The following is a 12,386-nucleotide window of genomic DNA, read 5'->3' as shown; positions in this document are numbered from 1 at the left end:
AAGATAGATTGAAGTGAATCACCTGTACAATACACAGATTAACCGAATAAACTTAACTAACTGATAATTATACAGTTATAAATATTTAAACAATATCAAAATTCGGAATTTTAATAAATTATGATGACAAAGTTTCAAAAACCGGCATTTTTTTTACCGGAAAATAGATTTATCAGAAATTTTTAAAACATTAATGAAACCTGAAATTGGCTTCAGGAAGTGTATTGTTTTTTAAGAAAGCTTCGTATTCCGGAGAAAGCTTAGCCCGCCCGAATGTATTTTCTCCGCTCATGCTTCCGAGACGTACTTTATCTTTCCCGAATTTTTTATTCATGGCATCCATTGCCCTCATGACAGGAAGATGTTGGTTTTGGGTATCTTCTTCAAAGAGGTTGATCAGTCTTTCGTTTTCAGGAACGAAATCATTGACGATAACCCCTGCTCTTTTGTAATGGAACCCTTCTCTGTAAATAGCCTCAAAAAGCTCGTTCACTACCCTACCTATCAAAATAGAGGAATTCGTAGGATTAGGAAGGACTTGCGTCATTGCATTTTTATATTCCGGAAGATCTTTTCTGAAACGATTGGTCTGGACAAAAACGGTAACCATTCTGCAGCATGTATTTTGCTTACGGAGTCTTTCGGAGCAATACATCCCAAAGGTTTCCACACGTTCCCGGACTTCTTCTTTTTTGGTAAGCATCTCCATAAAGCTTCGGGTAACTGCTATTGACTTTTTAGGCGATGGACTGTCTAATTCGAGTTGGCGAACCCCTTTCAGCTCATTGATCATTCTTACTCCGTGGATCCCCATGATTTTCCGAACCCATATTTCGGGTTTCTGAAGGAGATCCCAGGCTTTATAAACACCACTGTCATTCATTTTTGCTGCAAGTTTACGCCCTATTCCCCAGACATCACCTATGTTGAGCCATTTCAGAGCTTTTTCAATTTTTTCAGGAGTATCGAGGGTATAAACACCTTCAAACTTATCCGGAAATTCTTTTACGATCCTGTTGGCGACTTTACAAAGCGTTTTGGTAGGAGCAATGCCTATGCTTACAGGAATACTTTCCTGATTTTTGATGTCATTTTTGATCTTAAGGCAATAATCCCGGATATCTATATATTTAAAGCCTGAAAGCTCCAAAAAAAGCTCATCAATACTGTAAACTTCATATTCCAGAACGTATGATCTTGAGATTTCAATAACCCGCTGGCTTTTGTAATTATAGAGCTCAAATTTTGCGGAGAAACTTTTTACATCATGCTGCTTGAAAAGGTCTTTATATTTGAAAGCAGGAGCTGCCATAGGAATCCCCAGATCTTTTGCTTCTTTGCTTCTGGACACTACGCATCCGTCATTATTGGAAAGCACCACAACGGCTTTTCCCTCAAGAGACGGGTCCAGAGTTCTCTCGCAGGAAACAAAAAAATTGTTGCAATCTACTAAAGCATACATGACAGGGTACTGATAATTTTAATGTAAAATTACATTTAAAAAAACAATTATTCTGTTTTATTTTAAAATTATCAGCACATTTAACATGCTGAATATGATATAGTTAATTTATTTCAAACACGTCAAGTTTTGTCGCATTAAAGCTTTACTAGGCTCTGAAGGCTACTATCTCTGACTTCGAACATTTCAGCAAAATGATTTTATATTTGAACTTAAATTACCGGGTCGCAAAAAACCGAATTACTGAGTTTGTACATTAAATTTTTGAAATACCGTATAATATTGAGGTATAAGGTTGCTTGAAAATTTTTATATTTAAAATATATTTTTATTTAATATTATCATTAAATACGTCAAGTTCCGTCGCCCTTAACCTATACTTTTGTTTCATAAATAATAATGAATCATGGATAAAGTAACGTCAGAAAGAATAAATAAGCTTCACCCTTCTGTAAGAGATGAAGTAAAACAGATCATAAAAGAATGCGATGAAGCCCTTACCGGAAGAGCCAAAGTAAGAATCACCCAAGGCCTGAGATCTTTCGAAGAACAGGAAAAACTGTACGCTATCGGAAGAATTACGTCCGGAAAAAAAGTAACAAATGCCAAAGCCGGCCAGAGCATCCATAATTACGGGCTTGCTGTTGATATCTGCCTGATGATTGACGGTAAGGTTGCAAGCTGGGACACGGTGAAAGACTGGGACAATGACAGGGTGGCCGACTGGTACGAATGTGTGAAAATTTTTGCACGCCACGGCTGGGACTGGGGCGGAAACTGGAAGACCTTCAAAGACCTTCCCCACTTCGAAAAAAAGAATATACTGACTAAAAAAGGATTGGTGAAAACGAGCTGGAGAATATTATCCAAGATGCCAAAAGATAAACAAAATTATATCCTATTTTAATTCCCTTTTATTTGAAAATAATTATAATACGACAAGTTCTGTCGCTTCCCCGGCCTACCTTTGTTTTGTAAGAAAATGTTAGTTACCTGAGATCTCAAATACTAAAACCAACATCCGCTTTTATAGGCAGAAAGTTGGTTTTAGTTGTCTCAGGACCTTAATTTTTCTTTTAAAACCAACAAAACATCACATGAAAAAGACAACCATTCTTTCTTTGGACGGGGGCGGAATAAGAGGTATTATCACCTGTATTATTCTCCGCTACATAGAGGAACAGCTTCAGTATCATGATAATCCGGGCGCCAAACTTGGTGATTATTTTGATCTGGTTGCAGGAAGCAGTACAGGAGGACTGATTGCTTCTATTATTCTATGTCCCGATGAACACCGAAAGGCGAAATATTCTATCCAGAAAGGGCTAGAATTATACGCTGAAAAGGGAGGCGACATCTTTCAGGTTTCTTTTTGGGAAAAACTGGTCAATCCGTTTGGCCTTCTTAATGAAAAAATTTCTCAGGATGCACTTGAAAAAAATCTGAATGACTTTTTTGGACAGCTTGAACTTAAAGAATTTATAAAACCATGTTTAATAACCAGTTATGACATTGAAAACAGAAGAGCAAAACTTTTTAATTCCTGGGAGGCTAATCTGAGTACGGATAACTTTTATGTAAAAGATATCTGCAGAGCGACAGCAGCAGCTCCTACTTATTTCAGTCCCGTACAGATCAAATCGATGTACGGGCAGATCTTCAGCCTAATTGACGGTGGCATGTTTGCCAATAATCCTTCACTTTGCGCTTATGCGGAAGCCCGAAAAATTCCTTTTGCAGAAGTATTGAAGAACCATCAGAAGGCTAATCATCCCGGTGTAAATGATATGATTATCGTTTCTATCGGAACAGGTATTGAGGCTAAACCTTATTCTTTCAGAAAACTTCAAAAGTCGGGAAAAATAGGCTGGGTAAATCCAATCATAGATATATTAATGTCTGCAAATGCAGAAACTGTAGATTATCAGCTTTGCCAGATGTTTCAGACTTTAGGCCAGCGAAACCAGAAAAATTATTACCGTCTGAATCCTTCGTTGAAAAATGCATCTCCGGCAATGGACAATGTCAGAAGATCAAACATTGAAAACCTGATTCAGGCAGGATTAAGCTATATCGATGATAACAGAGAAATTCTGAACCAGATTGTACAGAAATTGATCAAAAATAAAATATAAGCTTTTTACCTTATAAAGGACCCATATAAGTTAAATCGCTAATATTTAAAAAATAAAAAAAGTTTTTAAAACACGTCAAGTTTTGTCGTCTTCTCCTACTACTTTTGGAGTATAAACAAAGACACAAAAAACAATCATTAAAATTTTAAAAAGCCTTTGAATTCAACATTTATTAATGCTGGACAGCCAGAAATATGTTCAAAACATCACCTCAACCTTAAAACACAAAACATGCAAACACCAGATCACAATCCAGATATCCTTTTCGATGAAGATCTCTATACTATTGAGTGGAGCGATATCGAACATGCTGAGATGGACTATGAAAACTATCTCAATGACATTGAAAGTTTTTTCAGGGAAGACTTCGAAAATGCAATTCCTGAAGAAAATATATACTAAATACATTATAACACGACAAGTTCTGACGCTGTCCGGAATTACCTTTGAAACACCAAATCAAAACACCTAGCAGTATCCTATAATCATTCAAATACACCTTTGAATCTATCATTCACAAAATGCCGGACAGCCAGAACTATGTCTAAAAATCTATAAAAAATATGAAAACGTAATTGTAAAGTGTGCAGTCAGTAATCACTATAAAATTAGACTAAAACCTGAAGAGATTCTACTAAAGGCTCTTCAATCATAACCTATTAATTAATCAAACAAAATCACACAATTTTATTATGAAAACAAAAGAAGATTTAAAACTCTTATTTGAAAACGGAGACAAGCCTACACAGGAAGATTTCTGGGCTTTACTGGACTCTTACTGGCATAAGGATGAAAAAATCATCCAGGATTCTATTGAAAGTATTGAAAAAGTAGTGCCCTTTTTTACCGAAGCCGGATTACTTGGCTCAGCAGCAGCAGTTACTATTCCTGCCGATACAAAAAAAATCCTTCCATCCGCCTTTGTTTATACAGGTATGTCATACCAAATCATAAAAGTACTTTTTAATGAAGGGCTTGAAGAAATAGGAGAATCTGCATTTTTCGGACAAAATATTAAAAGCATCAGAACTCCTTCAACATTAAAAACCATAAAAGGACAGGCTTTTTATGATCAAAGAAACAATATTAATGGCTCAGATGCTTTAGAAGAAATCATTCTAAATGAAGGTTTAACAACCATTGAAAGTCAGGCATTTTACTGCCCCAGAGTAGCCTATGTTGAAGACTTATACATTCCCAGCACAGTAACAACTGTCGGACAAAATGCATTTGCCATTCCTTCGCTAAAAACAGTTTCAGCTCCGGCTGGTCTGGATCTAAGTAATGCCGGTATTCCTGCAACAACAATAATCACCTATAGATAAAATATTATGAAAACAAAAGAAGAACTAAGGCTTTTATTCGAAAACGGAGACAAGCCTACACAGGAAGATTTCTGGACATGGCTGGATTCATACTGGCACAAGGATGAAAAGCTCACGAACAGCTCACTTGACCTCATTGCGTACGATGAATTTGTCCATTCTCCCACAGATAGTACGGAAATAGTTGGAATGGGTAAAAAGATCATATTCCCCGAAGGAACAAAAATAATTGGAAGCCTTTCCACCGGTATGAGTTTTTCGTATGGAATAGGCAAAAACACTCTTACTACTGTTATTTTCCCTAACTCTTTGGAGAAAATTAAGTCTTCCGCTTTTTCATCGCAGTTTTTAAAAGGATCTTTAAGAATTCCAGGATCATGCAAGATTATTGAAAATTCAGCATTTGCAAGCTCAAACTGTAAAATAACAGAGCTTATACTGGAAGAAGGAATAGAGACAATCGGGAGTGGCGCATTTCAAATGTATAACAATCCAAACCTTACAGAAATATATATTCCAGATTCGGTAAAATCAGTGGGTGAAAATGCATTTAATATTCCATCGCTTACCCATGTATCTGCCTTGTCAGGATTAGATTTAAGTACCGCAGGAATCCCTGCAACAGCTACAATCACTTACAGATAAAACAAATATGAAAACAAAAGAAGAACTAAGGCTTTTATTCGAAAACGGAGACAAACCTACACAGGAAGATTTCTGGACATGGCTGGACTCTTACTGGCACAAGGATGAGAAAATAGACATGACTAAAATTGCAGGTCTGGAAAACGGCTTTCCACGATGGAATGATTTTCATGCGGAAATAGATGAAAACGGAAATGCCACATTAGCACCTCTCCGGGTTATGAATATATTTATAAAGCAGGGTACTCTGCACATTCCTGCACAATTTGCACTAGGGAGCGGAATATCAAACGTATTCCTTGCTGATAGTGTTCTAACTATTGGTGGAGAGGCTTTCAGTAATAATCAATTAAAATCTCTGACCATTCCAGGAAGTGTTACCACGATCAATGACCAAGCTTTTTCATCTAATCTACTGGAAACAATAACGATTCCAGCGAATGTAAAAGAAATTAAAGATTATGCTTTTGCCTACAACAAGCTTAGCTCAATATATATTGTGGCTGGAGTTGCAAAGATCGGGCCTAATGCCTTCAATTATAATCCAGATGTAAATACAGTTATACTTGATAACAATACACAATACTACTCTAATTCATTTGATTCTAATACAAGAGTCATTGGAGGAAGTCTTATCAGCGAATCTTAAATAAATCACAAAATGAAAACAAAACAAGAACTAAAAAAATATTTCGAAAACGGAGATATCCCAGTACAGGAAGAATTCTGGGAATGGCAGGAATCTTACTGGCACAAAAATGAAAAACTTCCTTTGGACAATATTGACTATGATTTTTCTCAAAAAGCAGATGCAAACGCTTCCAATATAAGCCCGCAAAATGTTCAGCTTTGGAAAGATAAAATAGAAACACAGACATCAATTCAGAATCCGGAATTGAATGGAAATGTTTTAACGGTATTTTATACAGGAGAAAACGGTATTCAACAGAGTAAGGCGGTAGATTTAAGCAGTTTGGCAACCAATAATATCCATATTGAGAATGCAGAATATGATGCTTCTCAAAATATCATTACCATTACTCAGAGTGACGGATCTTCGTTTCCGATCAACCTTTCTGAATTTAGTATTGTCCCAACGACCAATGTAGACGGAAGTGTTTCTTTGGTTCAGGAAGGTACCGAAAAAGTAAAAATACATAAAGTTGGTATTTCAGGCAGCTATAATGATCTGAGTGACAAGCCGGCTTTCACTGAAAATGACACATTACAATCGGTCATAGACAGAGGTAATTCCTCCACAAAAGCTATTGTTTTTAATGCTGATCAGGGCAGAGCCGGAGAGTTGAACTTTAATAAAACTCTTTACTCTCATTACTTTGGTAATATTAACCAATCACAGACCGGTTATTACAATATGTCTATTGGTTACAATGCTTTGCCAAAAGTGACTACAGGCGGAAATAATGTAGCATTCGGTTCTTATTCTTTCTCTGAATTAACGTCAGGTAAATGGAATACAGCAGTGGGTGTATTAAGTGGCTCTAAATTAACTACAGGTGAATATAATGTATTTATTGGAACGGCATCCGGTGAAAATGCAACGACAAGCAGCCAAAATACAATGATTGGTGATGAGTCAGGAAATAAAACCACCACAGGATTTAAAAATACTTTTTTAGGAGTAGGAGCAGGTTACGCCAATACTACAGGTAGTCTTAATACGCTGATAGGCTGGAAAGCCAACAACCAATCAAACTTGGGTGATAAAAACATTATGATTGGGGTTTCAGCCGGTTCAGGCGTTACAGGCAATAATAACATTTTGATCGGTACAGGAGCAGGAATGAATGACGGAGCAATCGGTAATAAATTAATTATCCATGGTAACCAAACACTAACAGGATATTCAAATACCGCTGATGGAAATTTTGGAAGTTTCCAGCAAGGTCAGTTAAACAGAGCTTTAATCACAGGGGATTTTGTAGAACGCTGGGTTAGGATGAATACTGGATTCCTACAAATCGGATCCCCTGCTTCAAATGCTGATGATATCACTATAACACCTACAACAGGGATAACAGCAGCAAAACTATATACTCCTGCAAGCAATAATGATTATGTTCAACGTGGCTGGATATTTAACAATTATTATAACCAGGCTCAAATTAATTCACTATTGAACAGGACTTATCATGTCATGGGTTCCGTTGCCAATTTTGGAGCTTTACCTACAACAGGTCAAGCGGTAGGTGATGTATGGAATTTACTTGATACAGGTGAAAACTATGTTTGGGTTGACAACTTGAATAATACCGGTATTCCCGGCTGGGATAAACTTTCAGGAATGGTTGATGCTTCAGGCTTTATACCAAGAACAGGAACCACTGCTGGACAACCAATCACTGGAGATCTTCACTTAAATGAAAGCGTTAATTTTATTAATTACGTTAACCCTTCTTATAATTCTAGATTCGCTCTGGAAGATGGTGGTTTTGGACTTACAGGTACCGGGGGTTCTGCATCAGATACCTTTGCGTTAACCGTTTCTCAGGCAATGGAATTGAATTTTACATCAAGTTTTGCGGATTCAAAAGGTATAACAAGTAATGTTTATTTTGGCAATAATTATGATGACAACTCTTTTATTCAAAAGAAATATGCAGACAAGCAACATTCTTATACCCGTGATGAAGAATTAACTGGCGGAACCTGGATCAATGGTAAACCTGTTTACAAAAAAACTCTGTTTTTAGACCAGATTCCGAGAACCGGAGAGATTGATCTCAAAGCCGAATTCCCCGATCTTGAAACTATTATTTCCAATGAGATGTTCACAGAATGGTATGCCCTGGATACAGCGTTTGCAGGCAATCAATGGCGAACAAAAATTTACATCACTGTAGAAAGAGACAAGGCTACAATTGAGCTTTTAGGCGAACCGGATTATGATTATTCTATCATTAATTCATTTACTCTGACCCTTGAATACACAAAAAAATAAATCATTAAAACAAAATATTAAAATGGCAACAAACAATACACCTCCAAAAACCGCATTTACTGTAGGCGGATCACTAATAGGAGAAGGCATCATTAACTATAAAGCAACAGAAGGTATGAACCCAACAAATAATGTATCACAGACTCTTTTCAGATTTGTGAGTTTAAGAAATCCGCAATTAACGGAAACGAAAGACAAGAATTTAGGATTTATCCACAGACCAAAAGGCGTCAACGGTATTTTTGATACTGCAGTTGCCGGAAGGCCTGCCAAATCTACTAAGTTTGGAGAAATGAAAAGGGCAGCAAGCGGATTTAGCAATCTTGGATTTGAATCAGAAAAGAAAATTGAGGAAGGAGTATTTGGAGATCTTCTTGTTATCGGACGAAAGCTCTCTAAAAAAGAAACATTAGACAGCAATGACCTGACCTACGTTACAGATTATTACAAAAACCTCATTGATGCCAATAAAGAGCTTAATGCCGAAGGAATTCAAACATTTTCCCTTCTTTGGAATAATTTCATTTATCTGATCGTTACTCAGGGAGACTTCTACATTAAAGAAGCGATCAGCCATATTCTGATGGCCATCCAGCTTGGTTTTGCCAACAATCAGGATCTTACAGATCAGGAAATCATTAAGATAAATGGCGAAAAACCTTTAGAAAAAGCGATGAATGGAAAAGTAATATTACCAACATATTTATTTTCAGAGGATTATTCGGAAACATCTTTTTCAGCTTCGGCCACAACATCTGAAGCTTCCGCTCCGGTTTTGGGCGCAAAAACCCTTCAAAGATTAGAAGCTGAAGCGAGAACTTCTTTGGTTGCAGACAGAGCAATCCACAGAAAAGAAGCTTTGGACAAACTAAATACTGAATTGGAAAAACTTCAGAAAAAATATCATAAATCCCGTTATCAGGCATACCAGGATGCCTATTCAAGATATATGACTGAAAACAGGGAACGCTTGGATATCTACGAAAGAAAACTGGCTGAAGTTGAAAGTAAAATCACCCCGGAAACTACAGAAGAAGAAAAAATACGTCTTTATGACACGTTAAAGGAATATGAAGTTCCTGCTTTTGAATTTTCGTACCAGAATGAGATTAATTTAGAAGATTTGCAGGCAAAGCTTTCTCCGGAATCTTTTGATCTTTTTGTAGAACTTTTCTCTGAATTTGACGCTGAGAAAGTATCTAAAGTTTCAGCTGAAGAAAGAATTCAATTCCTTCCTGAGAATACTCTAATGATCGGAGATCAAACCATTGTACTTGATGACTCAGTACAGACTTATTCCGATGCTTTAACAGTCCTGCAGGATCATATCTCTTCAACAATGCAAACTGCGTTACAGAGCTCTCCTCTTTCACAGCAGCAATACGTAAATCTAGGAGGTGCATCCATCCCTGTTATGCAGAATACAGCCAGAACCCCAATGGCATACAGTTTTCTTGCCCACAGCTCCTTCAGACTATCAGGCAGCAGAGGATTTGTTAATTTCTCTTTTGAGGTTGAAGACGCTTCATGGAGTGTCGCCAATGCCAAAATTATTGCCACTACAGACGTTGCAGGGGCTGTAGAAGAAAATTACAGCAATATCTATGTTGTAGATAACAAAATCACTTTACCGACAAGTTTAGTCGATAAATTCAGAGATAGCTTAACGTTCAAAATAGAAATTATTTTTGACAACGGAAGTATGGCATATGGAGATATTGGCCAACAATATACAAAAGGCGATCTAAGCCTTACCGGAATGCTTATTCTGAAACGCGCAACTGAAACTCCGGAAAATCCAGGCGAACCTGAGCCAGTAACGATTCAGAAACGTAAAAACTTTGGGATCAAAAGACTTGGAGTTGCAGATTATCTGAAAGTGGTACAAAGTGTTCACGCTTATGTTCCGGGGGAGGTTTCCAACATCGAGAATGTAATGGCAAGTGAATTGAGACACAAGTCTTCTGTTTCAAGAGATTACTCTGAAATTACGGATACCACATCCAAATCAGAGGAAACTGAGAAAATTTCCGATACTTCCAAAACTTCCAGAACAGATATGCAGACGGAAATTGCTAAAGAACTGGAAAAAGACCAAAGTATTACAGCCCATACAAGATATAGTTATGGAGCCGGTAAAACCGTCTTTGAAGTCGGTGCAGAATATGCCAATAATACAGCTCAGCACGACAGTACAAGACAGGCCGTGATGAAGTCTCAGGAGATCACGGAAAGAGCCATGGAAAGAGTTCTGACTAAAATTTCCGAAGAAAGGGTACAGAAAATCATCAAAGAATATACGGAGACCAATGTTCATGAGTTTGATAACAGAGGAAAAGCTCTTACAACCAATCTACCGCCACAGCATATCACAGGAGTTTACAGATGGGTTGATAAAAAGATGAAAAACCAAATCTACAACTATGGTAAACGTACCATGTTTGAATTTATGGTTCCTGAACCTTCAAGATTACACCGTCTGGCCCTTACAGTAGCCAAGGCCCAGGTGCTTACCGCTCCTGTAGACCCTAGAACAGCGCCGGAAAGAGCATGGACCATGCCTGATCCAAAATCTGCAACTGTAGAACAGATTCAGCATTGGGCACAAATTTATGGTGTAGATTTAACTGAACTCCCTGAAATGAACAAAACTGTTTCAGATACAAGATCTGGAGGAGGAGAGGGAGTTTTTGATTATGGTGTTCCAGCAAATTATGTTTGTTATGCATTTGACGGAGGTGTACATTATGAGCGCTCCAAAGGATGGCATAATGCTAAAATTTGGGTATACCACCCTACCAACAGCAGTACAATTTATTACAACAGTAGTCCTGATGGACCAATCGGAGCTTCCGGATTTTCACTTGAAAATTCTGTAAAGGTACCTTATAATGGAAATTATTTAAACTCAGTTTCCATCAACTTAAATTTACACTGCAAACTTTCAGACGCTTTCATCCAAAAATGGAAAACGGAAAACTTCAATGCTATTATCAAGGCTTATGAAGCCGCTTATGTGAAGTTCCAGGAAGATCAGGCAAAATTAGATGCAGAACAGAAAGAAAAAGAAGCAGCAGCTAAAGAAAGACAAGGCAATTTCTACCGTTATATGGAGCATGATGTTTTAAAGCACAACTGTATTGCCTACTTGCTGCAGAGTTACCTTAACTCAAATACATTAGGGTATGAATCAACAAATGGGGCTGAGGATAAAACTACGATGGATAACTTCCAGGTATACCTGAGTGAAAATCTGGATAAATATACTGCCCTTGCCAAATTTATGGAACAGGCGTTTGAATGGGAAATCATGGATTATACTTTCTATCCATACTACTGGGCTAACCGTAAGAGCTGGCAGGAATTTTATCTGAGTGAAAGCTTAGATCCATTATTCAGAAGCTTCCTACAGGCAGGTATGGCAAGAATTATTGTTACCGTAAAGCCAGGCTTTGAAAATGCCGTACAGTTCTTCCTGGAAACAGGAATTATCTGGAATGGCGGTGAAGTTCCGGTAATCGGAGATCCAATGTACATGAGTATTGTGGACGAAATGCGACAGCCAACCGGAGAACCTCAAGGTAAATACTGGATTACCAGAGTACCTACTACACTTACTATTCTTCAGGATAAGTCTACAGGACTTCCGGTAGATCAGCCATTGCCGATTTTCCCGGAAACTGATCCGAAAAATTGTGAGAATCCTTCGGAACTGGAGTTTGAAACGAGTTTCAGGTTAGATGAAGATGCACAGTTATCACATAGTAATGAACCTACAACATTACCAAGAGAATTAACATCAATATTTAAATAATAACAAAATCAGGCGGCTCTTTACGCCGCCTGATTTACTAAAT

General features: G+C 37.5%; 9 protein-coding genes. 8 read left to right on the top strand and 1 reads right to left on the bottom strand.

Annotated elements, in window-relative coordinates; all coding sequences use genetic code 11:
• Positions 1–190 precede the first annotated feature (190 nt).
• Complete coding sequence (locus ACTJIV_RS02110) at positions 191–1,462, bottom strand: Y-family DNA polymerase (protein WP_440625316.1); 1,272 nt, start codon at positions 1,460–1,462, stop codon at positions 191–193.
• A gap of 406 nt (positions 1,463–1,868) precedes the next feature.
• Here ACTJIV_RS02110 and ACTJIV_RS02105 point away from each other — a divergent pair, with 406 nt between their 5' ends.
• The 8 genes from ACTJIV_RS02105 to ACTJIV_RS02070 all read left to right on the top strand — a co-directional run bounded on the left by ACTJIV_RS02105 (position 1,869) and on the right by ACTJIV_RS02070 (position 12,343).
• Positions 1,869–2,369, top strand: a complete 501-nt coding sequence (locus ACTJIV_RS02105) for a M15 family metallopeptidase (protein ID WP_223558063.1) — start codon at positions 1,869–1,871, stop codon at positions 2,367–2,369.
• A 190-nt stretch (positions 2,370–2,559) separates the two neighbouring features.
• Positions 2,560–3,597, top strand: coding sequence for a patatin-like phospholipase family protein (locus ACTJIV_RS02100; protein WP_111961066.1), 1,038 nt, complete (start codon positions 2,560–2,562; stop codon positions 3,595–3,597).
• A 231-nt stretch (positions 3,598–3,828) separates the two neighbouring features.
• Positions 3,829–3,999, top strand: coding sequence for a hypothetical protein (locus ACTJIV_RS02095; protein WP_157963426.1), 171 nt, complete (start codon positions 3,829–3,831; stop codon positions 3,997–3,999).
• 290 nt (positions 4,000–4,289) lie between these two features.
• The gene (locus tag ACTJIV_RS02090; RefSeq protein WP_440625313.1) at positions 4,290–4,922 is read left to right on the top strand and encodes a leucine-rich repeat domain-containing protein; all 633 of its coding nucleotides are present in this window, start codon (positions 4,290–4,292) and stop codon (positions 4,920–4,922) included.
• Positions 4,923–4,928: 6 nt separating this feature from the next.
• A complete protein-coding gene (locus ACTJIV_RS02085; protein WP_265132187.1) occupies positions 4,929–5,567 on the top strand; it encodes a leucine-rich repeat domain-containing protein in 639 nt (212 codons plus the stop codon).
• Between the two features lie 7 nt (positions 5,568–5,574).
• Complete coding sequence (locus ACTJIV_RS02080; protein WP_440625311.1) at positions 5,575–6,216, top strand: leucine-rich repeat domain-containing protein; 642 nt, start codon at positions 5,575–5,577, stop codon at positions 6,214–6,216.
• A gap of 12 nt (positions 6,217–6,228) precedes the next feature.
• On the top strand, positions 6,229–8,529 hold the full coding sequence (locus ACTJIV_RS02075) for a hypothetical protein (protein ID WP_440625309.1): 2,301 nt from the start codon (positions 6,229–6,231) through the stop codon (positions 8,527–8,529).
• Between the two features lie 22 nt (positions 8,530–8,551).
• On the top strand, positions 8,552–12,343 hold the full coding sequence (locus ACTJIV_RS02070) for a hypothetical protein (RefSeq protein ID WP_440625307.1): 3,792 nt from the start codon (positions 8,552–8,554) through the stop codon (positions 12,341–12,343).
• Positions 12,344–12,386: the final 43 nt, after the last annotated feature.

This window comes from Chryseobacterium sp. 22532 (assembly GCF_052044665.1).
GTDB classification, from domain to species: domain Bacteria; phylum Bacteroidota; class Bacteroidia; order Flavobacteriales; family Weeksellaceae; genus Chryseobacterium; species Chryseobacterium lathyri.
Note: the sequence above shows the minus strand (reverse complement) of the source record. Positions and strands in the feature narration are given on the sequence as shown.

Bases quoted from the DNA above. Each gene is read 5' to 3' on its own strand.
- ACTJIV_RS02085 (WP_265132187.1), top strand. From the start codon at position 4,929: ATGAAAACAAAAGAAGAACTAAGGCTTTTATTCGAAAACGGAGACAAG.
- ACTJIV_RS02110 (WP_440625316.1), bottom strand. From the start codon at position 1,462: ATGTATGCTTTAGTAGATTGCAACAATTTTTTTGTTTCCTGCGAGAGA.
- ACTJIV_RS02070 (WP_440625307.1), top strand. From the start codon at position 8,552: ATGGCAACAAACAATACACCTCCAAAAACCGCATTTACTGTAGGCGGA.
- ACTJIV_RS02080 (WP_440625311.1), top strand. From the start codon at position 5,575: ATGAAAACAAAAGAAGAACTAAGGCTTTTATTCGAAAACGGAGACAAA.
- ACTJIV_RS02075 (WP_440625309.1), top strand. From the start codon at position 6,229: ATGAAAACAAAACAAGAACTAAAAAAATATTTCGAAAACGGAGATATC.
- ACTJIV_RS02100 (WP_111961066.1), top strand. From the start codon at position 2,560: ATGAAAAAGACAACCATTCTTTCTTTGGACGGGGGCGGAATAAGAGGT.
- ACTJIV_RS02095 (WP_157963426.1), top strand. From the start codon at position 3,829: ATGCAAACACCAGATCACAATCCAGATATCCTTTTCGATGAAGATCTC.
- ACTJIV_RS02105 (WP_223558063.1), top strand. From the start codon at position 1,869: ATGGATAAAGTAACGTCAGAAAGAATAAATAAGCTTCACCCTTCTGTA.
- ACTJIV_RS02090 (WP_440625313.1), top strand. From the start codon at position 4,290: ATGAAAACAAAAGAAGATTTAAAACTCTTATTTGAAAACGGAGACAAG.